We start from the raw sequence: 25,201 nt of genomic DNA, 5'->3' as shown, positions 1-25,201 counted from the left end.
ATTCCCCCTTGTAACACTTTCCTCAACCGGTTTACCAGAAGCCCAGCGCTTGTTTCTCTTTCATCAGCTGCTCGAAGCGTTTATCCCATTTGACCCACACTTCATGAGCCGTGATCCCGCCCGCGAACATATCCTGCAAGTATTTCCACTTGTCTCCCGGATCTACGGTCTGGCTGGAAGCGGCCGTCATCACGGTCCGTCCCGGCTTGATATAACGCTCAAAGATTTCCTGCTTGTAGGCCGGCTGCTCCGGAGTCGCAACATCGCGCAGATTCGAGATAAAGTCGTTACGGTCTATAATCTCCTGCGCTACTTCCTTCGACGCCAGGAATTCGAGGAAGCGCTTCGCTTCGGCCATATGCTTCGCTTTCTTAGGGATGAACAGTTGGCCCCCAAGCGGGCTGATCGCCAGATCCGCCCCTCTCGCATAGGGGACCGGGAACAACCCGAGGTCCATCGACGGGACCTTCTGGAGGACGTCGGCGATGAACCAGTCCCCCATCGTCATCATGGCCGCTCCCTCGCCGATGAATTTATCGACCGCCATATCGTAGCTGTCTCTTAGAACGTTGCTGTTCGTATAGCCCAGCTTATAGAGGTCGTATTGCTGCTGCGTAATCGCGGTTAACGCCGGAATGTCCGCGGACTTTCTCCGGCCCGCATTGATATCGGACCACAGCATCGGGTCGTTCTTCTTCGCATAATCGGCGAAGGCAGAGCTTGTCCATAGCTCGGTCGCCCATGCATCCTTGAAGGGCATGAAGAACGGCGTGATGCCCGCCGCTTTGATGGCCGCGCATACCTTCAGAAGCTCCCCGAAATCCCGCGGCACTTTTAAGCCAAGCCGACGGAAAATGTTCTTATTATAAACGATCCCTTGCTGCCCGGCGTCTTGCGTGAGATGGAAACCGTACATTCGCCCGTTATAAGATAGCTGCTGCTTGCTCACCAGCCTGGGTGCCCAAGGTTCGCCGTCGAGGGCCTCGAAATTATTCTCGAGGTTCAGCTCGAAAGCGGCCGTGTTCAAGTTATACAAGATCAGGTCCGGCGCCTCTCCGACGGCTAACTTGGTCTTGAGTACGGAAGACACCTGTTCGGTGGGCAGAAGCTGAAGCTTGATGCGGATTCCCGTCTGCTTCTCGAATTCGCTCGTCACCGCCTCGGAAACAAAGACGGCGTTCTTCGAGCTCTTGGTCATTGCCAGTTCGATGGTTTGTGTATCGTCCCCCACCTGCTCCGGCGGCACCATATACGAATTCATCTCCTGTATTCCGGGGCCGGCGCATGCAGCGGAACTCAGCAGCACTCCTCCTAGCAGCAAGCCTTTGGCCAGTCTTCTCCATTGGTTTCTCACGATGAAACCCCTCCACAATGTCACTTGAATTATAAAGCCAGCCGACCGTCAACGTACATGTTCGTGGTTGACTCTTTATGTGTATTATTATGAACCGCCACCGGTTGCCTAACGCGCCGGTCAGTGCTATATTGGGTGGTAAATCTCAAGACTCGTCCAGAAAGGAATTACTGCCGGTGATCCGTTCGTTCTTAAGAAAGCGGCCTCAGTTCAGCCTCCGCGGCAGGCTGATCGTGATCTTCAGCCTGCTGCTCGCGCTGGTTCTCGGCAGCTTCCTGATCTTTACGAACCTGCTCGTCATCAAGCCGACCAAGGAACGAACGATCAAAGACACGCTGCTGGCGACGGCGATGATCTCCGAGCGTCTCGACGACTATATCGATACGCAGAACCAGCTGTCGCAGCGCATTCTCTCGAACCGCGCGATCTTCTCGTTCGGCGCACTTACGAAGAAGTCCCAGAGCGAAGAAGCCCTGAACCAGTACCGGATACTCAGCGACATTATGTTTCAAGCCGTAGGGCCCAGCATGAACATTCGCGATATCGTCATCTACGGTCTTAAGGGCGAGGAAGTAGCCACATATATCGGTTACGAAGCGTCGCCGCCCCTCAAGCCGGTGCTGGCCGATTTCGAATGGAGGCGCCGGCTTCAGACCAGCGCTTATGTGATCCATTCCGGAGAAGGGCAACCCGTATCGTTCATCCGCTCCATCATCGACATCAACGGCACCGTCTACGGCTATCTGTCCATTCTGATGGACGACACCGACTTGCGCAAACTGTCAGATGCGGGAAATCTTGGCTCCGTCTACGTGATGGATGACCGAGACGGGCTGGTGATTCAGTCCCGAAGCGGCGACTTCGCGAAGGATCGCGGCAATATTCGGCCCGCTGCGAAGGAGCAGGGCATTTATACGGATTCGCAGAGCCACTATATTGCCTACTATAAGTCATCACATACCGAATGGACCGTATATACCGTCATTCCGCGCGAATCCGTACTTGGTTCGGTCAACTCCGTCCGGAATATCGCGGTTATCCTGTTCGTCTCGCTCACCTTGTTCAGCTTCCTATACATTTATTTTACGTCCAAGAGTCTGGTCCTTCCGATTCGCAAGCTGCGCAGGCAGGTGCTGCAGATCAGCTACAGCAACTTGAGCCTGAAGACGGACAGCCGGCTGTACAACAACGAATTCTTCCTGTTCAATGAGGCCTTCCGCGAGCTGCTCGACCGGCTGCAGTCCTCCATCGAACGGGAGAAGCTGGCCCTTCACGAGGAGGTCATGGCGAGGAACTCGGCGCTGCAGGCGCAGATCGCGCCGCATTTTATTCATAACGTGCTGTATTTGATCAGCATCGCCGCGCAGGAAAACCGCATGAACGTCGTGACCGAGATGTGCAAGCACCTCTCGGAGAGCCTGCGGTATGTCGTTAGCTCGCCCTACCAGCATGTGACGCTGAGGGATGAGATCGAGCATACAAAGCATTATCTGGCGTTAATCCAGCAGAAGTACGAGGACGATCTAGAGTGGGAGATCGACATGGACCCCGCCGCGGAATCCATTCTGCTTCCTCGTCTCGTCATTCAGCCGTTCGTGGAGAACTGCATCGAGCATGCCTTCGAACAGACGGACCCGCCGTGGCGAATCCAAATCAAAATCAAGCTCTACAACGGACTGTGGGCCATCGAGATCAGCGATAATGGCCAAGGCTTCGCCGAGGAAGACATCAAGCGGACGCTCGAGCGAATCAAAGCCGAAAACTCGGTTGAGCAGCCGGTGAAGATCGGCAGCATGGGCATCGTGAACACCGTGGGCCGGCTGGAACTGATGTACCGGAACCGGTTGTTCTTCAATATGTACAACGGGGAGAACGTCGGCGCCACGATTCAAATCATCGCGTCGATGACGAAGGATTTCTACTAAAGCTAGCCTGGAGGGAAGGAGAGAGCGCGGCCATGTACCGAGTTCTTCTCGCGGAAGACAGCAAGCCGATTATGCGAAATCTGAAGGAGCTGATCACAACGTCGGGGCTGCCGGTCCAGATCGTACATACGGCCCCGAACGGCGCGGACGCGCTGGAGGCATTCAACGAACATGAAGTCGACATCTTGCTGACGGACATCCGTATGCCGAAGATGGACGGGCTCGCGCTAATCAGCGAAGCGAAGAAAGTCAACCCCCGGCTGAAGGCTGTCTTGATCAGCGGGTACAACGATTTCGAATATACGCGGAAGGCGATCAATCTTCAGGTGTCCGACTACTTGCTGAAGCCGATCGAGCGCAGCGCTTTTATCGAGGTCATAGAGAAGGTCATCGCCCAGATCAGGGAGGAGTATGAGGCGGAATTTACTGGACTTAGCGGCATCATCGATCCGGCAGCCAGGTCGGAGCAGATACTGGGACCGGAGTTCTTCCGGAACAAGAAGCTTGTCCTGATCATGCAGCTGCAGTACTTCTGTCCGTCCGTACTCGCATGGGGACCGGAGCAGGTTCAAGCCCTGCTGGGACGGGCGTTCGCGCCTCATCCCTTCTGGGTGTTCGCGGCGAAGAAGCCGCGGCTGCTGCTGGCGCTGACGGATCCGGCCTTCCTGAACGATGCGGGTCCGATGGAACGCCTCGAAGACATTCGCGCAGCATTAGAGGAAGCCGGCATGTCGGCATCGATCGCCGGCCGCTTCTATCCCGTGAATCCGAAGGAGCTAGCCGACTGCAGCCAGACATTGTCCGAGCTGCTCGACAGCCGGATGACCATCGCGGAGCCCGTGCTGGCGGACGAGGCGCACCCCGCTTCTCGCTCGGCCGACGCCGGCGAGGATGCAGAACGGATAGCCGCCCGTTACGTCGATATGATCAGCAAGCTGCAGAAGGAACCGTTTCTCCTGCAGCTCTCCGAACAGCTCGTCAAATGGGGCAAGAAGAATCTGCGTATCGCGCAGCTACAGCTTATTGTTGAACACATCGTGAATGCTTTCCCGACTTTGGATCAAAATAATGGAAAATTCCACGCCGGCGTGCAGCGGCTTTATGACCTGCCGAGCTACGCGGACTTCTGCGCAGGGCTGCTGGACCTGTTCGAGCGGCGGTTCACCGAGGAGCAGTCGCTGAACAAGAAGGGCGGCTACGAGCTATTCCGCCAGATCGACGCCCATCTCAAATCCAACCTCTACACGCCGTTGTCGATGAACGACCTGGCTGCCGCCTTTCACGTCAGTCCCTCTTATATCAGCCGGGTGATGAAGAAGCATTCGAACAGCACACTGATGCATTACTATTTGGACCTGAAAATCGCCGAGGCGCGCAAGGTCATCCGATCGAATCCCGCCATCAAAATCAAGGAACTGTCGGACGCGCTCTGCTTCTACGATCAGCACTATTTCTCCAAAGTGTTCAAAGAATATTCAGGATGCAGCCCGACGGAGTATAAGGAGACCGTGAAGGGGAACGACGAAACGTAGCAGGACTAAAGCGAAACATGGTTGAGCCTAGAATTAGCTTGAAGCGGGACATTCAGCCGGGAAACCTGTACATTCGCAGTTTTCCCGCTCACCGCCCTACTGCTTTGCTCCGGCCAGCCCCTCATTTGCCGATTACTCGCGTTTAAATTCGATCCACTCGAACTGCAAGCTTAGTTTCCAGCTTCACGATACCTCCTTTGCTTTTAGAAAGGAAAACCATCATATTCACCGCTTCTTTTTCGACGACTCCACCGGCCTCCACTTCCGGCCGAGACTTTTCGAAAGGATAAGGCCCCAATGAATCCTTTTAAACCGATCCCCTTCCGCGGATGCCCGATCGCCGCCTCCGTCGTCACCCACTCTTCCAACAGCTCCAGATGATATTCCCCCAGGTCTTGATTTCCTTTCGAGAAGCAAACGGACAGCACAGCGCTTTACGATATGATAAACAGGATTGAATGGCGTTTTCATCCAGAAAATGAGCTCAATGGTCAGTTCATTCGCGGAACGTTGCGTAATGCACATGATCGTCCCGTACTTCTCTTCATAAAGAAGCGTCGAACGGCCTCGGACTCCGCCCACCGTTCACCGGATAGCACGAGCGGCGCCGGGATACCGGCCCCAGGCTCCGCTCCACGAAGGAGATCCCGGTGATAGCTATGACATAACTTGGGGCACTTCACAATGGCGGTCTTAATTTAGTCGCAAGCCAACATAATAAAAAGATATGTATCCTCAAAAAATAATTGACAGACCCGATTTCGAACCGATTTTGCCTTTCTATGCCTATGTAACATTACGGTGACCTGGTTCTTGGGTTTTCGTTTCCTGCAATCCTCTACCTTCTTACCCTCCCATCGATATTGTGCCTTATCATCATAAATCTCCCCACCGATTAAATGGTTCTCAACAACTTGTTCATTTTCTTGCTGTCGAGATGCGGGAGGGTTGATCGCCGTGAACATTGAGATGTTAGCTGCGAAGAAGAACACTCGGTCAACATCTAAGAAAACGCGAGCATTTAAGAGCAAAGTGATTCTCCATAGAGGGAGGATAACGTCATGATAGAGAAGAAATTGATTGAGAGTCTGCGCTCCCACATTCCTTCATTCAACCTGTCCATGAAGTGGTAGAAATATGATCGATCTCCTGGGTATTTGAATTATGCAGATTCTTAAATGTCTAAGGTTGCAGCCCAATTTATAGGGATAAGTGCCCTTTTTTCGTTCAAAGCATATTGTAGAGTATGATAAAAAGGAGGCACACCATGATAAGCAATCAATCTTATAGGCCACAATCGGCTGTTATGCCCAGGCATTACCAACAAATGCAAGCCAGCCCGAACCAGGCCAATTGGGGACCTCAAATGCAAGCCAACCCGAACCAGACTATTTTGGGAACTCAAATGCAAGCCAACCCGAACCAGGCTATTTTGGGGCCTCAAATGCAAGCAAGCCCGACCCAGGCTATTTTGGGGCCTCAAATGCAAGCAAGCCCGACCCAGGCTATTTTGGGGCCTCAAATGCAAGCAAGCCCGACCCAGGGCCCTCAAATGCAAGCAAGCCCGACCCAGGCTCAGCCCCCCTATCAAGGTTTTGATCACATGCATCACTTTCCTTACATGCACGACTTCCACCACATCCATGACTATCATCTCATGATGGATGACTATCATCCGATGATGGATCATTTTGACCCCATGATGGATCATTATCATCCGATGATGGATCATTTTGACCCCATGATGGATCATTATCATCCGATGATGGATCATTTCGACCCCATGATGGGTCATTATCATCCGATGATGGATCATTTCGACCCCATGATGCATGAAATGTCGGATGAACACATGTTCTTCGATGACCATCATCATCATGATGGATGGGAGCTCACAACATTAGATTATCATCATGCTTGGTTTCATCCTGTCATGCATATGCATCATCACCTTCACCATTTCACCTCGCCGGTCGCATCCCAACAAACTGTTGTACCGCAGACGAAGGCAGCAGTTACACAGCCATAAAATGATAAATGCAGATTGAATGGGATTGGCATTCAATCTGCCTTTTATCAAAATCAATTATTGTGATAAACTGCCCTCAAGCCGTGAACGATTTCGACACGGGCCGATCGGGATTTGGATCAAACTCGTTTGTCCAAGCGGAGGCAATCCATAAAGCTCATTCATGGAACTAACGTCGAATCCCAGCAGCGGACGTCCTTCCATTCCGGATGCACCGGCAGCGAGCAGCAAGCGCTGAACCAACATTCCTGTTTCCATTTGTTGAATCCGGTAGCCGCGGTAACCAAGCTCGGCATGAAGATGTCCCCGATCACCCGCCACATGGAAGCTTAGCGGCACCTGGAATAAGTTCACGTTATCCAGAGACATCCCATCCTGCAGCCATGGCCTTTGATCGCCGGTCCTAACAAGCTGCAACGCATGCGCTAAACCATCATAATGATAGGCGCCGTCACGAATGCCTTCAACGCCATAAAAGCAGCCATATAGCCTTACGCGAGGTATCGGACTCTGGATCGAACCATCCAAATCATTTCGATAGGGATAGGAAGTCATACTCTCCTGCAATAGTGCCGCCAAATCCGACTCGCTCATCGCTTCCAATACAAATTCATTTTCTGGCGAGTAACGCTGCCTGCATACCGCTGCTAAATCATACGTCAGTCTATTTACTCGAGGCAACAAATGATCATCGTTTTGATGGACCGCCTGTTGCTCCCTTCCTAACTGTTTAAATGAAAGGGCAGAATCCAACAGGGATGCTTCATTCAGCTCGGTCAGCATCGGATAGTCCAATACTTTTTTTGAACGCATATAGTGGTCATGCTTCAGAATTGGAAGCTCGCTGCATAATTCTGCTGACGATACCCGATTGTTATGTCCGCTGTCATGGCGGAACCACTCCATGCTTGAATCTGCCGCAAGCGGAATGACAGCATATACACTTTCCTCTGCCTCGGGCAGTCCAAGTAAATGGTTGATGGCACGGTCAAGAAACTGAAAGTACACGCCCGTCTCAAAGTCGAAGCGCTTCGCCACCTCAAGCAGCTGGCCGATTAACAAACCCGCGTCCAGTCCCTGCAAACGATAAGAGAAATTATTGTATTTATAAAAGTTTTTCCAAAATAATGTCGATACAAAAGCAACTGCGAAGCAGCTTGTTACTTCGCAACGATCGCCTAAGGCCTTGCCCACATACGAATCAAATTGGCCTTCGCGCAATAAAACCAAACGATGATGGGCCGCATCGTAATGATAAATGCCATTCGGCAACTCCTCCAGCTTTAAATACATATACATTTCGCTCGGATACAGCGCTCCGCCTGAAGGAACAAATCGTCTGCAATGCTGGAATGAGCTGGCCCATTCCTCCCCCGAATATTGCTCTGCAACCGATTGACTAAGCTGTGCCAGACCAAAGGTGTACCAAAGAAAATACCCGATATCCCGCAATGTCGGCTTCCCTCGTTCCCGCTTGCCCGTTAGCTGCAGCGGAATATCGGAAGCGAGGGGAAATACAGGCAAATGACGATATAGCTTATACGGCAGAGGCGCGTTCTCCCAATCAACCTCTGCATCTTGTGGTTTGGTTTTGTCAGGCTCGTATTGCAATTGATGCAAAAATGCCTTTAGACTCATTTCTCCTCCTCCTAAGTCCCCGCACAAGGAAAACCGACGTTTACGAGAAGAAGCTGCTTATGGAAACGGATGCGGATAACGATTAAGCTGTTCCAGCTTAAGCCGCTCCTTCGCATAGCCCAGCTCTGCTGGTATTCGCAGCACCCGCTCCAGGCCGGTCAAGCGGACAAGGTGTTGCCCGAACGTCATGGGAAGCATGCCGGGAATAAGCACCTTCACACAATGAAGCCCATTTCTCAGCGTCTCCGGCGTCGATTGATCAACAACGATTACCTCTAGATTCAGCTCTCTGAAAGTTTGGATGAACTGGTTTAATTCATCGGTTAAATCCGCATGCTGTTCCCTTGGTTGAAAAGCTTCTTTAAACGCGAGAACGGGACGATTATGATCGAGCAGGAAATTCAGACGTTCTTCTGCTTCCTTCAAGCTGTACAACATGGAGTGATCCTCCATTTGCCGTACGAGAAAAGGATCATGCAGCATTCGTTCGTATTGCTCGCGATTGGCCTCCAGCTTTTCGTTAAACGCAAGCAGCATGCCCGCAATCTCATGAATGGCACCTTTTGCCGCTCTCACGGGATCAGGATGCGCTCCAGCGGCGCAAATCATATTTACGCCGTGATCCGTTCTGTTTTTGGCAAGCGCCCACACACTTGGAATGCCGTGCTCCATCGTCGAATCGAACAAATGCACATCGTAACCGACGACATCGCGCAGCCGCTCCACCATTAAATTCATTTCAAGATCACCCGAGGAATAGGGATCTAAAGGAGCGAGCGGCAGCTGCGCATACCACGTCATTAGAAACGAATCCCGTTCTACAACCTCCAATATGCCGTAAAATATAGCTTCCTCCAAGCTTCCGCCTAAAGCACAGCCATTCGAGGTTTCGTATACAAAGCCGTGGCCACAGCCGGAGCTGTAATAAGCGAGCAGCTCCGGCACGAGAAGAGGCTTCTCCTGCAAGAACGAATATCCCCACACCCAATCGATTTTCCTGTGTGGATCAAAGGGTTGAAACGGAAAATCGGGCCGCTCGTACTGCGCCTTATCATGTATTCCTACTCGAGAGGGGTCCAGCGCAATCTCTGTTAAATGATGATAACTGTCATGAACCGCCGTCTTCTTTCCTCGAGGCGATATGCCGCAATAACGTTCCAAACCTTCCAATATCGCTGTCATTTCACTGTCCGCAAAAGAATGCGTGCGCCCTGCGCAGCCTTCATCCCCTGAGAACATCGGTAAAATGATGCTAGCGTCAGCAAATGGCGACATAAGGTCGATCATTCTTCCATTCAAGAAACCGCTGCGATTGTCTAGGTAATCATCGGAAAGAACCGCCTTCAATTCTGCCATCGAACGGGTGCGGTAGCTGTTCTCACTGATTTTCGGGCTAGGCTGCAGCTTTATTCGCGAAGCTATGGCAGTGTCATCCGGTATTTCTCCGCATACGGCACACAGCGGATCCGGTAAAAAAAAATGAGCCGAGCTATTGAGCGTTTGCAAATGTATGAGCTTGATATGATTCTCAAGATGAGCGGTATTTCGGATAAGAAAGTTATGGACTTCTGCTGCAATCAGATGAGCCATATGCAAGAGACCGATTCGAGAAGACCAACTATCGGGAAAAACTTCTCCATGCATGAACAAATGCTGCAGCTCCCACATGTCCTTCCGGTCATTTCCGGCCATTAAACGCCGCAAATCGGCGCATTGCGAGCAGCCTGCCTTCCCTTGAACGACAAGCGGACCAATGACGCCTTCACCAAATGCCACAAAACCGCGCAGCCACGGAATACCGGATTGCTTGAATATCTCCTCGGCCATAAGATGAGAGGATGAATCGTTGCCGTCGCTTAGCACGAGCGCAAGATCAGCCATTTCTGGCAACTCGGAAGCCATTCCGTTCACCCTTACAAGCTGACAACTTGCAGACAATATATCGTTTACAAAGTCCGCAAGCTGGCCTACGCCAACAATCGCCACAATAGCGCTCATTCTTCAACCTCCTCTCGAAGCGAGATGCCGTATACGCCCGCCAGCCCCTCCTTGAAAAAAGGTTCTGAAGTTATGTCGAACACTTGCAGACGCTTGCGGATGCCATTCAGCTGCTGCATAGCCATCCGTAAAACCTCTCGATGCTCGAATGGATCGCAAGCGGGTATAGACAGATCGTCTCTATTGGATTCTTTGACATTTATTGAAACGTGATGCACGTTCCCCGCAAATGGATCGGCCTTGTTTTGAGCATCAAGCAAGGCAATCCTTAATACGCCCCGAAGTGCCCGAGTAACAGTGAGATCGGCGGCGTCATACCACCGGTCGTTTGCTTGCAGCCACACGTTAGGAAAACCGAATATGTCCTTACCCAGTCCGAACGTTGGTGCTCCTTGCATCGTGGTTAAGGCATTGATATAGTAACGGCATCGTTTATCCCCTACATGACTCAGCTTCGCCAGCGTGATAGACGGTGTATGAGCTTCGTACAACTTGATCCGGGCATCCATTAAATACTTTTGCAACGCGCGGCAGACGCCCTCTTCGATCGTCTCGCCGGCACCTACGCTTTCAATCTCGTCGAATATCGGCAGGCCGTTCGCCATACGCGACACGTAAGCTTCGATTCCGCTAAGACCCGCTTCCCTTCGTGCCTCCTCATGGTTATAACCATTGCAAATCATTTCGGGAAGCACAAGCGCAGGGCCGTCCGACAGAGGATCAACAGGCTGAACACGACACTGCGAAAGCGGCAGCTGTCGCAGCTCCCCTTCCTCCCATTTATGGAAGATGCCTGTTTCCGTTGATGTCAGCTGACTGAAGAAAGGCAGCAATTCGCTTGAAGCTCGTTTCGCTGAGTCCGCTCCCGCTTGCAGCTCGACATCTTCGACCTTCTCGATGAATTGTCGGCCATTAACTACCGGATGGGGAAGAAACGAATGCCAGTTCCCTTCCAGCGTCTCTAAATTCAGTAGAAATAATTTATTGTTTTTCTCAAGTTTTGTTACTCCTGCTGCTGTTTTCAACCATTCGAAGACGATTACGTTAGCGAGCAGCGATTCCGAAACGGACGAAGCCGTGTGCACGCTCGAATCCTTATACATGGCAGAATGATGGACTCTGCGCCATGCTGATTCCCAATCGCCCTCCGAATTCGAATAGGACAGCGGAACCGCTAGACCGGCTTGCCCAAAAATAACAGCCGGCAGCAGGACCTTATTTGTATGTCGGCAAATTTCGTTAAGCAATCTTAGCTCCGGTTCCCCGTCCTGATCCGATACGAATAATACGGCAGCATAAGGCTGTACAATCGAAGACCAATCCACTTTCCCATCCTTCGGCAAACTGGTCTCTTCCACCTTGACCTCCGAATCGAAATTACGATAATGCTGCTCCAGCTCCAAAATCCGTTGTCGATTCGCCTTGTCCGAGTTCAAGCTTAGCAAGTGGAATCGTGGCAATCCAGACTCGAATAATGATTTGACGAGCGAAACCAAAAAAGTGCCAGCTCCAACAACAAGTACGCTGGACTGACGATATACTTGAAATCGGTATGCACCTGACCCGTCAAAGCTGTTCAAAAATTCAATTTGGGAATCATATTTTTTAGTAATATGCTCTTCCAGCTGATGCGGGCGATCCTGACTTACGTCTTGGACAAAACCGTTCGCATACAAGACGTTTGCAATCTCATAAATATGATCACGGTGTTGCTCCGGCAGCCCATCCGTTAAATCATGCATCGAATGCTCACCGTTAAATACAGGTATTAGTTTTTCGATCCATTGATCAATCGTGCTGCCTTCCATCCGAAATGAACCGATATTGTTGCGGAAATAGACGCTTCCGTCCGAGCTGGGGAGAAAAAAAGTATCTCCTCTTACTTTAAGGCGCGTAGAAGGATCCAGATTTCATTCCTCCTTATTATGAAATTAACGATTCGTAGTCATATGACTTCCTTTATAAAGGTATGTAAGGCTATTTGTCCGTCATGCCAGCACATGCTTAGAAAGACACCCCTGCATCCCAAAAGCGTTAGCAGAGGTGTCTTGAACCTTTATTCGCACGCCATAGCTAGCTTATTAACGGCAGCGGGCACAGCCGCCGCAACGGGCGCAGCCGGCGCAACCGGCGCAACGGGTGGCACAACCTCCACATCTGACACAACTGCTGCAACCGCCGCAGCCGCCACAGCCGCCGCATGAACAAAAGCCGATACAAAAGCCGATGCAAAAGCCGACACACAGACGAGCATTATTCGGATCCACTTGACCTTGACCCGCATTCGGCGTCATGCCGCTCGCTTTAAACGCATCCGTATTCAGATTATAAAGATCGTTCTTGAATTCATTCATCTTAGTAGCCTCCGTTATTTGTTCATGTGATGATCATCGGTACCCGCAAAATCGGAAATGCAAATGAACTAGCCTAAACTGGTCATATGCCGATAATCGTTCATGACATATACGTATGAAAAAAGCTCCGCTAGTGTTACTGATGCATTCGCCTACTTGCTTGAAGTATCATGGGAAGAACCCAAAAAAGAGAGGCTGCAGCAAGGTCTATGACCTTGCTGCAGCCTCTCTTCTATTATTCAATCCGTCAAACGGGTATCCGAGGGTCAGGCAAGCTTTAATAGGTGGGGGTATCGTCGGACTTTCTTTTCAATAGCAGCAAAACACCCGCTGCAACCAGAGCGATAGACGCTGTGGTTTGTCCAATAAAGTGAAAGCTGAAGATGGTTCCCAGCTGTAAGGAAGCAATCCTGGCCGCTTCCTCCATGTCCCGTGCTTCTATGAGAAAAGCACTACCGATCGTCTCCTTCGTTTCAATGAAGGGACCGTCCATAATCTTCACTTTCCCAAACGTGTGAGATTGAAGCGATCATTCTTGCTTCTATTCAATTGACGAATGGTAATTAAACAAATCGGCACATTAATCGCAAATTCCAATCGCTGCGTTTGTACTGAACTAACGTAAATGCCAGAAATCGGTGGTACTTTGGTCAATAGGCCATCCTTTGCAGTATAGTCCGCCACGAACACTTGTAATAAATGAAAGAAAGTTTTCAACAATGGTTCAAAACCAGCTTCGCTCTATCGAGCGGCCTCATTACCGCTATACTTCCCACCTGCGAATTGCGATGATAAAGAAAATCAGCGCCATGATAGAAGCAATCGTCCGCACATGATTCCACGGCATCCAACTGTCCAAATAGTCCTTCCACGCTTGTGCCCCCTCTGCGCTCCCGGAGGTTACGGAGGCTAAAGTATCGTTGAGCGGTACATTGAATAAAGTTGTCATCAGAAACACTCCGACAAAGATGAGCAGGCTACCAGCAATCACGTATAACGCGCCTATTTTTCCAAATTTGATAAATGAAAGGATCCCCAAAAAGACACTTAAGACAGTTGTACCCATGAAGACCACCATAAAGGACGATTGCAGAATCGTTGTATTGATACTCTGCATGGCAGATATGCCTTGTTCAGTAGGAAGCTTGGCAAGCGATTGCATGACGAAGACCGAGAAAGCGAAAAATACACCAGCAAGCAAGCCGGCCCCCAACGAGGAAGCAAAAGTTAAATAATAGAGAAGCTTCATCATCATGATTTCCTCCAATACTCATGAATTGATTGCAAACGCAAACTTGAAAAAACCGAAGACAAGAAACATGAATTATCGGGAGATTCAACTTAACTACAGGATGAAATCCTGCGAATTCCTGAGTCTGAGTGAGTAAACTGAATCCTTTCAAGGGAGTTTTATCATAAGTAAGCTAAGAGTAGAAAAAATCTTAACGAATACCTGCCTCCTCCAGTTCCTCGTCCAGCTTCGCTGGCCAGTTGTCGCCATGCTTATTCGCCACCATTTACATTTTTTCACAATATTTTGAATCATACGAATTGCCGCTCAAATTGTCAATGCGAAACCCGCCATATCAACCTGCAGGTGGATACGGAAAACCGCAATTTAAAACTATGGATGGACGAAAGGAATTCGTTCTCGGCTCATAATGGAGTTAACCAAATAAATCGAGGAACGGAGAATCCTTATGATGTTGGGCAATGGGATATACCTCTTGATCATGCTTGTCATCTGCTTCAGACTGGCCCGCGAGAATACCATCCGGCCGGCGACCCTTTGGATCGTGCCTGCTCTATATGTAATCCTGGTGTTGCAGATAACCACGCAGACCGAAAGCGTTAATCTCCTTCACATCTTCCTCTATGCAGTCAGCGTGGTCATCGGACTCGCGATAGGTATCTGGAGAGGTCAAATGGACAACGTTCGTTGGAATTCCGCCACGAGAACGATCACTTCCCAAAGTCCGATCGGTGGAATTGCGATACTTGCGGGCATCGTTTTCCTGCGTCTCGCCATCGATCAATTCGGAGGGAATGATCATCGCATGGTCCTCATAAGCAATGCCTTGCTCTTTATTTCCGTAGGAAGTGTTTGCGGGCGGCGCTTTTTAAATTATACTAGATACAAACGATTGCACGTTCGTCATTTAAAATCCACTTGATTTTGAGGTAGTAAGCATTGATAGCAACCTGTTTCCGTTTCAGCCAGCAACTGTTGAAAAAGATGAAGATTGCAAGGCGACCGTTTAGACTCATCATCTTAAGTCTCATGCTCCTGGCTTCTCTATATCAGTCGGTGGAACGCGTCTCCATTCCCTTGGTGACGCTGTTTTTGCATATTGGCTATCTGGCATTTCTCTGGGCGCCTCCGCGCTGGCTCCAGCCTACCCGAAGGCATGTCGCCGTTGTAGCACTGTTATGGGCCGCAACTGCCCTATCTTCCGTTGCGTTTGACGAGAGTTACTTGATCTTCTTTCTTGGGTACTTCCTAATCGGTCATATCGCGCTGCGATTCTCGGGATCTCTGCGCACTGGCCTGGCCGCGGCCGTAATGGCTGCTAACGCGGCTAATTGGCAGATCGGAGGCCAGCTTGTTCCGAATGAGATCCTTACCTATACTCTCGTTCACTTCGTGACGTACATCTTACTCATCTCCACTCACCAGCGGTGGGAATCCAAACAAGCACAGCAGCGTTATATTCGCGAACTCAGTCAGATGCATGCTCAGTTGGAGTCAGCCCATCAAGATCTCCAACAAATGCATCGCGATTTGGAGGAAGCCACCGTGCGTTCTCTGCGCTTCGCGGTTCTGGAGGAGCGAACGCGGATCGCGCGCGACATCCATGATTCGATTGGGCACGGTCTAACATCCGTTATCGTACAATTGCAGGCTCTGCCATATATGATCAAGGCCAACGAATCGGAAGCTGACCAGACGATGGCAGCCGTCTTGGACGTTGCCCGCAATTGCCTCACGGAAGTTCGCAGCGTCGTGCATCAGATGGGACGAGACGATGCGGGCCTCGGACTGATTGCCTTGAAGAGCCTCATTCGGACCGTCAAGGAGCAGAGTCGGCTCGATATTCGATTCGTCACGGAAGGCACAATCACACAGTGGCAGCCGGAGATTGCCGAAGCGTTGTATCGCATTCTGCAAGAGGCGCTGACCAATATTATTCGTCACGCCAACGCATCGGAAATTGAGGTCTCGATCACCGAATCCGAGAGGGAGCTCGTGATGACGGCTGCCGATAATGGTCCATTCCGGAGCGAATCCCCTCCGCAGCCCGGGTTCGGAATGATGAATATGATGGCCAGATGCGAGAGAATCGGAGGCTCGTTCGAACTTCGGAGTCAGCAGCCACACGGCTTGCGAATGACGATTCGAATCCCGCTTGTCAACCCGTTGCAGGAAGGTGAAAAAATTGAGCGTTGAACCGATCCGGGTAGCCATTGTAGATGACCAGCTGCTGGTCCGGCATGGATTCAAATATATAATCAATGCGCAGCCCGACATGGAAGTCGTCGGCCAAGCTTCCAATGGACGCGAAGCCGTCACATTGGCTGACTTGGCCCGCCCGCATGTCTTGCTCATGGACGTTCAGATGCCGGAATACAGCGGAATCGAAGCGACCCGCGATATTATGGCCGCCTGGCCCGACTGCAAGATTATCATTCTCACGACGTTTGACACCGAAGAATATGTCTTCCAAGGCATCCGTTCAGGAGCGATCGGATACCTGCTTAAGGACACTTCGCCAGAAGAACTGATTGAAGCCATTCGGGCAGCCTCCCGCGGGGAAGCAATCTTCCGCACGGCCATTGCCTCCAAAGCAATGTCTCGGGTGGTACGCTCTGCAAGAGTGAATACGGCGGATATTGATCTCGGCAATTCGACGGGTGAACCGATTACGGAACGAGAACACGAAGTGCTTCAGCAAATGGCTTTCGGACTGCGCAACGAAGAGATTGCTGCCAAACTATATATTGGGGAGAGCACGGTCAAAACGCACGTCCATCACATTCTGAGGAAGCTTGGCGTCGACGACCGGACGCAAGCTGTCGTTTTCGCGATTCGCAATAGGATCGTTCAATAATGGCTTAGAAAGTCCTTTCCTTTTCCCCGATGTACTTTCTGACAGGTGAACGAGTATGATGCATGTAGTTAGCGAAAAAATAGCTGCGCTAACGGCGGGGTACTACGCCGTCTGGAACGAACCGGATGCAGGCTTGCGGAGGAAAGCCATCGAATATAGTGCAGTGGGATGCTCAGAATAAACCATAAAAAACGATCCAAGCATAATTACAACAAACGAATAAAAATGCACCATTGCGTATGAGCTATATGGATGGAACAAAAGCTTTTTTTGAAATATTTACAGCTAATGATGAAAAATCACAACAACATGGGTGGCGTCATTAATTCAGAGAAAATAGACTGAAAAAACCTTGGTATATTAAGGGTCATTTTCACAAGTACTAAGAATGATTTTTTCCAAACGCTTCTTCACAACGTCCATGATCATAATTTCTGCCAAGGTTTATCCACTCAGTTTCATTTGAAAACCGCGTATTTGGGCCAGCTCTTCAAGAAAGAGACGGGGAAGCTACTCTCGGTCTACTTGAACGAGCTAAGGGTCGGCAAGGCCGTCGAGCTCCTGCAAAACAGTTCGCTCAAAACCAAAGAATTCGCGCTCATGGTCGGCTATCCGAATCCCGATTATTTCTATAAAATCTTCAAGAATATCACCGGCATATATCCATCCGAGTATTTGGAAGGCTCGAACTGAATTAGCTCCCGTTGAGTCGACAAAAATAATGCCGCGATTATCGTCCCTTGAGGAAACGAGAATCGCGGCATTATTGTTATGGCTACATCCTCATCCTTCTCCGCTTACCGGAACGCAAACATAAACCGAACCGGAATGCGGAGGCACAGACGTAAGTTCCAGCGAGCCCACATGCGTGCCCAGCAGATCGTCCGTCCAGAGAGATGTGACACGGTAAGCGCCATCCAGCCTTACGCGGAAATCTCTCGGCTCGTCTTCCCAATTGAGCACGCTGACCAGAACCCGGTCCTGAACCTGCGTATACCCGACCGAGAACATCGTATCCTCGAAGATCGCGGCCTTGTTCACCGGCGGCAGCAGCTTCCGAATGATCTCCACGCTCTCCGGCAGCATGTTCGGAATGCTATCGCCCGATAACACCATGCCGCCGGAGGCGAATATCGCCGTCGCGTGAAACCGGTACTCATCCGGCGTAACGGAGTCGGATGATTCGATCCACATCCCATCCGGACCGAGCTGACGCCTCGTCTGATTCTCCAGCACGACGACGTCCGGATCGTTGATCCACAGCTTGCCGTGCTGCCAATTGCGCCGGAACATCTCTCTAGCGATCTGCGAGATATGCTCCCAATTGCGCGCGATGTCGTTCGACAGCCTCATGCCGTGCACGGTGCCGAGGGACGGCCATATCGGCGCATTGCAGCCGAGCAGGAAGCTATCTTCTCCCGCTCCTTCCCGAATCGCCTTCATGCCGGCTCTGTAAGCTTCGACCCGAGTCGCCTTCGGGTCGTGATGCCGGCCGAACGGAAGAGCGCCCCACATCGTCCCGTCCATCTTGAAATACTTGATCTTCCACTCGTGACGCATCGTATGGAAGACGTGTCTAAGATAACCCTGCGCTCCCGGATGAGTACCGTCCAGCATGTACCAAGGTCCGTGATACCAGCCTCCGAAGGAGTGGATATCGGAGCGAAGCGGCTTCCCCTCTCCATCCTGCTTGAACCATTCGGGATGCTCCCGCACGACTCGCGCGTTCATCTCCGCTAGGAACGGACCGACCCAGATGGCCGGCTCGAAGCCCAGCTCCCGGATCTTCTCGCTCAACGAGCGAATTCCGCCGGGGAACGATTGGCCTTGATCGAGCCAGTCTCCTTCGTAAGCGGCATAGCCCTCGTCGATCTGCACGTACTTCAGCTCGGGCAGCTTCTCCTTGATCGCTTGAAGGTTCGAGTAAATATCGGACTCCGTCACCTCGGGTCCGTACGTATACCAAGAGCACCAGCCTGAGGGCGCTTCCGGGAAAGGCAGCTTCGGATGATGCCGGTTGATCGCTTCGCCAAGCCGGTCCGTCAGCGTTGCCGCATCCGGTCCCGAAGCGAACAAAATCTCCTCCAGGTCCACCGTCTGACCCGGTTCGAGCACCAGCCCTTCATAATCGAGTACGATCTCATATTCACGCTCGTTAAATCGGATTTCCCCGCTAAAGCGATGACAGGAAGCAAAGGCAATGAGAACCTTGTCTCCATCTTGCGGCGATAACAAGAGCATATTGTAGACGGTAAAAAGCCCCTCGACTATTGGAAGCCTGTAATGGGCGCGGTCGCTGAAGTGACACATATCCCGGGGCCTACTCACTGTACCGACATACTGCGATAATTTGCTATAACCCTCGCCGTATATTTCGGTCGAAGGATTGAACGGCATTGCCCCCTTGAACAAGACAATCTCTTTGATCCTTACGGCATTGGATGAATGGCTGTTCATCACGGTCACGGAACAGACATCTCCGTTCCAAGTTCGCTTCAACGTGACGCCGCTTGCCCACTCGAAGCCGACAGGATCCACGAACCGAACCTCGCTCTCGGCGAACTCCAGAAAACGATGCATGATATTTGACTCTCCTTTTCCTAAACCTTGTCTCTTGGAATTTCACAAACCTCATTGAACATCCGCTTGCGAACCACATTAATACTGGCGTGAGAGGTCAGAGGCTTACCATTGGTATCAATCCGTACGTTGTGCAAGCTTAATCCCCGAACATGGCGGGCGAATAACCCGTAAGCCGGCAGAGATCCTTCATAGTTAAAGCATTCCGCCCGCTTGCTGATATGACGCGGAATATCCGTCCGTTCGCGGTGCTCGGCGGTTCCGCCTCCCATTGGTTGGCTAGCGTGCAATGCGAATCTCTCCTTGTTCACACGACTCCGATAAATGCGTTAACTATACGCTGCAATTTGTTGTCGGTTTGATTACTCTTTCCGGGTGATAACTTGCAAAAGCCTCCGTAACAAACGAGACAATCGGCGCCACATCCGGCAAGCCGTGCGGATGATGCCTGCCGCCCGGCTTCACGATTTGTTCGATGCGTCCTCCCTGCTCACGGTAGCTCGCAACCAGCAGCGCACCGTTCTCCTCCAGCGGCACCGCTTCATCCGAATCGCCGGAAATCAGCAGAATGGGTATGCCGCTCTCAGCCGCTCTCGTCATCCCGTTCAGCAACTCATCCGTCACTGCGCCGGCCTCCTCTGCTGTTATGCCGTACAGTCCCAGGCAATCGCTCCATTCTTCCGGGGACCCGTGACCGTTCCCCGAGCCGCCCGGCCAGCTTCGGATATCGACGACCGGCGCATCCAGATAGACTGAAGATACTTTGGCCGGATATAGCCCTGCATAACGCAAAGCATACAAGCCCCCCCGGCTGAAACCAAAAAGCGCCGGCCGTTCCGATAGCCCGTTGGTTGCGGCAAGTTCATCCTGGAACGACCGCATCATGGCCGCCGCGTCCGGATGCCCATATAGATTGCTTAGTCGGATATAGGCAATGTGCCAGCCTTGGTGCAGCAGCGCGCGGTCCGCCTCGGCAAAAGCATCGAAAAATTCGGTGCGCCAGACCCACGGCTTCTCCTTCGCCGGCTCATGCGGAGCAACCAAAATACATTCCCTGCCATCGAGATAAAAGTCCATTCGCTTCGCCCCGCTCCAGGCAGAGACGGCGAGCGATGTTTCTCCCCCCTCCCGATCGGCCGCTTCGCGGATCGACACCATAAGCCGCTGCGCCTGCTCGCGCGCTGCGACCAGTCCCGGCGTCTTCGCTTTATTCGGGTTCGTATGACCGACATGCTCTCTCCAGGCAGCGTCCAGCCATTGCCTGCGTTCGCCAATCAGCCGATAATACTCGCTCGACTCCGGATGTTCAATCCATGCCGGTATCCGCTCCAACTCAATATGGAAAACCCTTGCTAGTATCGTCCGCGCCATCACCCAATGCCCATCCGCTTCGGGATGTATGCCGTCTCCGTACCGATAGGCAGAATTTTGCTCGCGGCATACCTGAATCCACTGCAGCAGCGGCCCCCGGATATCCACGACCGCCAGTTTCTCCCGCCTTCCGTAATCCAGCACCCAGTCTGTATACCGCCCGAGAACTTCTCTATCGTAACCCGCATATGGCCGCTGAAAGCCATAGCTTTCCCTGCCGGCCGGCTGAAGCTCCCCCTCGAAGGTGGCGGCATCGAACGGAGGCGGCGTCATAAGAAGAGGCAGGGCTCCCGCAGCCTGAATTTGCTCCACTGCCCGAATGTACCCCGACTGATAGCGGAGAAATCGCTCCTCGCTGAACGGGTGATAGATGCCATCGTTCATGCCATAGCAGAGCACGACCCAGTCTGGCCGCGTCTCGGCAAGCGCACGATCCAGTCGTTCATGCACGCAGGGCCTGGGAAAAGGATGGTCCGACTCGTCTTCTCCCGAGAGGGTCTCGCTGCTGACGCCGAGATTAATGAACTCGAAGTTTCTTGCGGGCATATGCTTTTGAAAATAGGCATCGATCATCTGAATGTACGTCCCATTCTCCGTAATGCTGTCCCCCAAAAAGACGATACGCTTCGCGATGGGCAGTTCAACGCGTTTCGTGCATTGAATGCTTTCCATTCTGAATCCTCCTCACCTTGCTGCGCGCACAACTTCCAATAAATACGTCGCGCCTTTTTCATTGCGAAGTCTCTCCCTCTTCCAAAAGGAGAAGAGCGGGCACGTCCCGCTCTCCCGTGAATCGCTTAATGCGCAATCGCTGCGACGGCGGCATCCGACAATCCATAGTTATAGACGCGCGCATCGTAAATTTGTCCGGAGAAGAATTGGTCCCCATAAGGAGTCGCGCCAATCATCCAACTTCCGGACGCTGTAATCGCCCCCTGGGCATCTGTCGAGCTGTTCACCAACACGCCGTTTTTATAGATGCGCCAGGCCGTTCCGTCATAGGTTAAGGCTACATGCATCCATACATTCAAATCGCCTGTGGTTAAAGGCATGGATACGAAATGCAACCCGGATGAAATCGAGTAGCTTCCGCCTTCCAGCGTGCTGCCGTTAATCCGCAGTACCATTTGCGGATTATCACCGCTCGTTTGCTGGTGGTAGAGAATCGCTCCGGTCCCCGTGATTGAGCTGGGCTTGATCCAGGCCGACATCGTAATCTTGCCGCTGAAATTAAGGACAGACGGCGAACCCAATCCGACATAATTGCCGGTGCCGTTGAATTGCAGCGCATAGCCCGATCGGCCGGTAACCCATGAAGCTCCGTTTACTGTGCCTGTCGATCCGTTGCCGGAGGTATCGTTCGCCGTTGTCCCCGTCCCTTCTCCCAGCACCCAATGGCCTCTTTCCGCCTTGTTCATCTCGTTTCCAATGGCCGTACCATTAAGCGCCGTATTGAATATTTTCACGGCCTTGATCGAGCCCGAGTAATACTGATCGCCATAAGCGGTAGCGCCAATCGTCCAATTCCCGGACACCGTGATGGCTCCCTGCGCATCGGTCGAGCTGTTCGCCAATACGCCGTTTTTATAAATGCGCCAAGCCGTTCCGTCATAGGTTAAGGCTACATGCATCCATACATTCAAATCCCCGGAGGTCAAAGGCATCGAGACGAAATGAGTGCCGGATGAGATCGAATAGCTCCCCCCCTCCAGCGTGCTGCCGTTTATCCGCAGTACCATTTGCGGAAAATCCCCACTGGTTTGCTGATGGTATAGAATCGCCCCGGCTCCCGTAATCGAACTAGGTTTAATCCAAGCCGACATCGTGATCTTGCCGGTAAAATTCAACGCGGACGGATTGCCAAGATTGACCGAGCTATTCGTGCCGTTAAACACCAAGGCGTCATTGCTTCTCGTGACGTTGCTGAGCGTTCCGTTATTCAGGCCGCCGGACGAATCGTATACGGTATTGCCGGATAGCTCGTTGCCGATCCATTCTCCCACGGGTCCCGCGGCGAACGAGCCGTCCGTCGTAAAGCTGAGCCCGCTGTTCGAAGCCACGGTGGAATACGCGCGGTCTTTGGTTGAGGCAGTGACCTTCCAATAATAGGTTTTGTTCGGGAACAGCTCATTCGGAGCAAAGGTGTATCCGTTGGTGGTGATATAGTCCCTCGTGAATTCCGGGCTGGAGAAATCGGAATTGTCGTCCACGGTCAGCTTATAGAAGAAAGCGCCGCTGGCTATATTCCATTTCAGGCTGGTTGCCACGGACACGCCGGTCGTTCCGCTGGCGGGAGACTGCAGCGTGAAGCTTGGCGGCGCGCCGGTCGTCCCGGTCTTGAACACATGGACGGGACCGTTCATGATTCTCGAGCCGCTGGCGTTGACCGCGTACACTCTGGCATAGTAAGTCGTATTGGCCGTTAAGTTGGCGGAAGGCGTGTAGTTATAGGCCACGTTTCCTTGTGCGGCCGATATGGGCGTGTTGGTCGTCGTATCGATAACCGTGCTCGCAAATGTGCTGCTGGTGGATACCTGAAGCCTGTAAGAGGTTGCGCCATAGCTGTTCGTCCATCCGAACACCGGCGCAAGCGGCGTCCCGGTCTCTCCGTCTACCGGAACCTGAAGGCTGAATCGGCCGGACGGCACGCTCGCGCTCGAGGAAGCAATGAAGCTGTAGACCATGCCGTTAGCCGCGGGCAGGGAACCGTTCGCGTTCGTCGCGGTTACCGACCAGTAATACGTTTGGCCCGCAGTCAGCGCCGAGCTGACCGTATAACTGTTCGTCGTCACCGATGTATTGATGACGGGGCTGGACAGATCGTAGTTGGTCGAGACCTTGACCGTGTAGCCGGTCGCTCCGCTGGCCTGCTGCCAGGTTAGCGTAGGCGTAGTCGTTGCCGGAACGCCGTCATCCGGCGTTTGCAGCACGAAGGAGCCCGGAGCGCTTGCCGCTTTTTTAATAACGATCAGCCATACGTCGCCTTGAGCCATGTTGATCGTCGTGCTCAGGTTCGTAGTGGAGGAAGGATTCTCGGTAGCCTGAAGCTGCAGCCCATCGTTCTCCGTACCGGTTACCTTATATTTATCGATGCGGACCGTCGAACCGGCAAAAGGCTGATTGTTCAAGTTCAACGTCGTGGTCGTGGCGTCGCTGTCCAGCCCGCTGACGAGGATCTTGGCTTCCCCGGCTGCGGTATCCTTGGCTGCGATAGCCGAGCTCACCGTATGGTCCTGGGTTACCCCGACCTGCCTGCCGGACATTTCGGCATAAGCCTTCATCGTCCACCATGTCGTTTGCCGCGCGGCATTATTGGCTGCCGTATCGTTGTAGACCATATAATCGCTCGCCGAGTTGGCGCTGTTCCATGTGCTGCGAATGCCAAGATCGTAGCCGTACTCATGGATGGCCGCAAGCCAGCTTACCAATCTTGAGGCGTTATACGCCTCGCCGTTCTGCTGGTATTCTTCCACCCAGTATTGTCCGACGCCCGCTGCGGGTTTGGCAGCCGCATGCGCCTTAATCGCCGCAAGGTTCGAATTGATGCTCCAGGCGTCGCCCGTCGTTAGCTCATGCCAAGCGGCCACGTCCAGCTTCTTCCCGTTTCCTGCGACCTGGTCGATCAATGCGTTGACCGCATCGACATTATTCCAGACGGAGGAAGGTCCGGCCAGCTTCGCATTCGGATTGACTTCTTTAATGGCCTCATATTGATAATTGTATAAAGTACGGGCATTGGCGTACCCTATACTGCCTTCAGGCTCATTCGTGGAATCCCAATAAGTGACGTTCAGGCTGTTGTCCTTGGCAAACTGGGCAAAATCCTTAACCCACTGCTTATACTTCAATAAATCGGTAGGCATGCCATACACATTATTCTGGGAGGGATCCGTTTGCAGAAAGGAGGGATTGGTCAGCAAAAGCGGATAATACTCAGCTCCCCATTTGGTTGCCCTGTCATAGGCATTCTTGAACCGGTTATGGGTGTTGTATTCATATTCGTTAAAGCGGTTATACCCGTTGTCTCTGCCGAAAATAAGCCATCCCTGCTCGTTCGAGTCCTCGCGGATGATTTCCGGCTTAAGCGGAACGATCCTTCCGTCCGGCACGTCGTAATTGGGCGTCAGGATAAATCCGGTATGCGCTTTAAACGCCCCCTTATCGTCGTTGAAATCGACGGTAATGGTCTTGCTGGTCGCGGCGCTGACGGAAACCGGACCGGCGGTCAAACCGATGGCCGGGACAAGGAAACCTAGAATCGTAATCGCGCTTAAGCGCTTATGCGCTGCCACAAACGTTCTCATCGTCCTT

The 25,201-nt window shown here is 52.1% G+C and carries 17 protein-coding genes; 6 read left to right on the top strand and 11 right to left on the bottom strand.

The genetic code is table 11. The features are described from left to right. Nucleotides 1-31 precede the first annotated feature (31 nt). Entirely contained in the window at nt 32-1,354 is a 1,323-nt protein-coding gene (locus tag GT003_RS07375; RefSeq protein WP_161695980.1) for an extracellular solute-binding protein, read from the bottom strand. 176 nt (nt 1,355-1,530) lie between these two features. On the opposite strand from GT003_RS07375, the gene GT003_RS07370 reads away from it, so the two are divergent. The 3 genes from GT003_RS07370 to GT003_RS07360 all read left to right on the top strand — a co-directional run bounded on the left by GT003_RS07370 (nt 1,531) and on the right by GT003_RS07360 (nt 6,840). Beyond that, the gene (locus tag GT003_RS07370; protein WP_338045933.1) at nt 1,531-3,279 is read left to right on the top strand and encodes a sensor histidine kinase; all 1,749 of its coding nucleotides are present in this window, start codon (nt 1,531-1,533) and stop codon (nt 3,277-3,279) included. Nucleotides 3,280-3,311: 32 nt separating this feature from the next. Further along, on the top strand, nt 3,312-4,811 hold the full coding sequence (locus GT003_RS07365; protein WP_161695978.1) for a response regulator transcription factor: 1,500 nt from the start codon (nt 3,312-3,314) through the stop codon (nt 4,809-4,811). Between the two features lie 1,267 nt (nt 4,812-6,078). After that, nucleotides 6,079-6,840 carry a hypothetical protein gene (locus GT003_RS07360; RefSeq protein ID WP_161695976.1) on the top strand — a complete coding sequence of 254 codons (762 nt, stop codon included), beginning with the start codon at nt 6,079-6,081 and terminating at the stop codon, nt 6,838-6,840. Nucleotides 6,841-6,897: 57 nt separating this feature from the next. Here the strand turns inward: GT003_RS07360 and GT003_RS07355 are convergent, their stop codons facing one another. The 7 genes from GT003_RS07355 to GT003_RS32440 form a co-directional block, all read right to left on the bottom strand. Beyond that, complete coding sequence (locus tag GT003_RS07355; protein WP_161695974.1) at nt 6,898-8,478, bottom strand: SagB family peptide dehydrogenase; 1,581 nt, start codon at nt 8,476-8,478, stop codon at nt 6,898-6,900. A gap of 57 nt (nt 8,479-8,535) precedes the next feature. Beyond that, nucleotides 8,536-10,476: a TOMM precursor leader peptide-binding protein gene (locus GT003_RS07350; RefSeq protein WP_161695972.1), complete on the bottom strand. Its 1,941-nt coding sequence runs from the start codon at nt 10,474-10,476 to the stop codon at nt 8,536-8,538. After that, the gene (locus GT003_RS07345) at nt 10,473-12,383 is read right to left on the bottom strand and encodes a putative thiazole-containing bacteriocin maturation protein (protein WP_161696216.1); all 1,911 of its coding nucleotides are present in this window, start codon (nt 12,381-12,383) and stop codon (nt 10,473-10,475) included. The genes GT003_RS07350 and GT003_RS07345 overlap by 4 nt, the downstream gene beginning before the upstream one ends. Before the next feature lie 174 nt (nt 12,384-12,557). Beyond that, nucleotides 12,558-12,830, bottom strand: a complete 273-nt coding sequence (locus GT003_RS07340; protein ID WP_161695970.1) for a heterocycloanthracin/sonorensin family bacteriocin — start codon at nt 12,828-12,830, stop codon at nt 12,558-12,560. A 277-nt stretch (nt 12,831-13,107) separates the two neighbouring features. Continuing rightward, nucleotides 13,108-13,332: a YciI family protein gene (locus GT003_RS07335; RefSeq protein WP_338045934.1), complete on the bottom strand. Its 225-nt coding sequence runs from the start codon at nt 13,330-13,332 to the stop codon at nt 13,108-13,110. Between the two features lie 261 nt (nt 13,333-13,593). Next, entirely contained in the window at nt 13,594-14,085 is a 492-nt protein-coding gene (locus GT003_RS07330) for an anthrone oxygenase family protein (protein WP_161695968.1), read from the bottom strand. Between the two features lie 550 nt (nt 14,086-14,635). Next, nucleotides 14,636-14,884: a hypothetical protein gene (locus GT003_RS32440; protein ID WP_239565851.1), complete on the bottom strand. Its 249-nt coding sequence runs from the start codon at nt 14,882-14,884 to the stop codon at nt 14,636-14,638. Between the two features lie 137 nt (nt 14,885-15,021). Between GT003_RS32440 and GT003_RS07320 the strand changes: the two genes are divergently transcribed. From GT003_RS07320 to GT003_RS07310, 3 genes are all read left to right on the top strand, one after another. Continuing rightward, nucleotides 15,022-16,278, top strand: coding sequence for a sensor histidine kinase (locus tag GT003_RS07320; RefSeq protein ID WP_161695964.1), 1,257 nt, complete (start codon nt 15,022-15,024; stop codon nt 16,276-16,278). Further along, nucleotides 16,268-16,939, top strand: a complete 672-nt coding sequence (locus GT003_RS07315; protein ID WP_161695962.1) for a response regulator — start codon at nt 16,268-16,270, stop codon at nt 16,937-16,939. The genes GT003_RS07320 and GT003_RS07315 overlap by 11 nt, the downstream gene beginning before the upstream one ends. A 357-nt stretch (nt 16,940-17,296) precedes the next feature. Further along, nucleotides 17,297-17,632: a helix-turn-helix domain-containing protein gene (locus GT003_RS07310; RefSeq protein WP_346266591.1), complete on the top strand. Its 336-nt coding sequence runs from the start codon at nt 17,297-17,299 to the stop codon at nt 17,630-17,632. A 90-nt stretch (nt 17,633-17,722) separates the two neighbouring features. Here the strand turns inward: GT003_RS07310 and GT003_RS07305 are convergent, their stop codons facing one another. The 3 genes from GT003_RS07305 to GT003_RS07295 form a co-directional block, all read right to left on the bottom strand. Beyond that, nucleotides 17,723-19,519: a glycoside hydrolase family 36 protein gene (locus GT003_RS07305; RefSeq protein ID WP_161695958.1), complete on the bottom strand. Its 1,797-nt coding sequence runs from the start codon at nt 19,517-19,519 to the stop codon at nt 17,723-17,725. A 333-nt stretch (nt 19,520-19,852) separates the two neighbouring features. Continuing rightward, nucleotides 19,853-21,562, bottom strand: a complete 1,710-nt coding sequence (locus tag GT003_RS07300) for an SGNH/GDSL hydrolase family protein (protein WP_161695956.1) — start codon at nt 21,560-21,562, stop codon at nt 19,853-19,855. A gap of 125 nt (nt 21,563-21,687) precedes the next feature. Beyond that, on the bottom strand, nt 21,688-25,194 hold the full coding sequence (locus tag GT003_RS07295; protein ID WP_161695954.1) for a LamG-like jellyroll fold domain-containing protein: 3,507 nt from the start codon (nt 25,192-25,194) through the stop codon (nt 21,688-21,690). Nucleotides 25,195-25,201 lie beyond the last annotated feature (7 nt).

The organism is Paenibacillus sacheonensis (assembly GCF_009909195.1).
Taxonomy (GTDB): Bacteria; Bacillota; Bacilli; order Paenibacillales; family Paenibacillaceae; genus Paenibacillus_Z; species Paenibacillus_Z sacheonensis.
The sequence above is the reverse complement of the archived record's forward strand: the minus strand, read 5'-3'. Positions and strand labels throughout refer to the sequence as shown.

What these genes read in the sequence shown, in the direction of transcription:
- GT003_RS07360 (WP_161695976.1), top strand. Translation starts at nt 6,079, where the DNA reads ATGATAAGCAATCAATCTTATAGGCCACAATCGGCTGTTATGCCCAGG.
- GT003_RS07350 (WP_161695972.1), bottom strand. Translation starts at nt 10,476, where the DNA reads ATGAGCGCTATTGTGGCGATTGTTGGCGTAGGCCAGCTTGCGGACTTT.
- GT003_RS07340 (WP_161695970.1), bottom strand. Translation starts at nt 12,830, where the DNA reads ATGAATGAATTCAAGAACGATCTTTATAATCTGAATACGGATGCGTTT.
- GT003_RS07355 (WP_161695974.1), bottom strand. Translation starts at nt 8,478, where the DNA reads ATGAGTCTAAAGGCATTTTTGCATCAATTGCAATACGAGCCTGACAAA.
- GT003_RS07295 (WP_161695954.1), bottom strand. Translation starts at nt 25,194, where the DNA reads ATGAGAACGTTTGTGGCAGCGCATAAGCGCTTAAGCGCGATTACGATT.
- GT003_RS07300 (WP_161695956.1), bottom strand. Translation starts at nt 21,562, where the DNA reads ATGGAAAGCATTCAATGCACGAAACGCGTTGAACTGCCCATCGCGAAG.
- GT003_RS07305 (WP_161695958.1), bottom strand. Translation starts at nt 19,519, where the DNA reads ATGCATCGTTTTCTGGAGTTCGCCGAGAGCGAGGTTCGGTTCGTGGAT.
- GT003_RS32440 (WP_239565851.1), bottom strand. Translation starts at nt 14,884, where the DNA reads ATGATCATTCCCTCCGAATTGATCGATGGCGAGACGCAGGAAAACGAT.
- GT003_RS07330 (WP_161695968.1), bottom strand. Translation starts at nt 14,085, where the DNA reads ATGATGATGAAGCTTCTCTATTATTTAACTTTTGCTTCCTCGTTGGGG.
- GT003_RS07365 (WP_161695978.1), top strand. Translation starts at nt 3,312, where the DNA reads ATGTACCGAGTTCTTCTCGCGGAAGACAGCAAGCCGATTATGCGAAAT.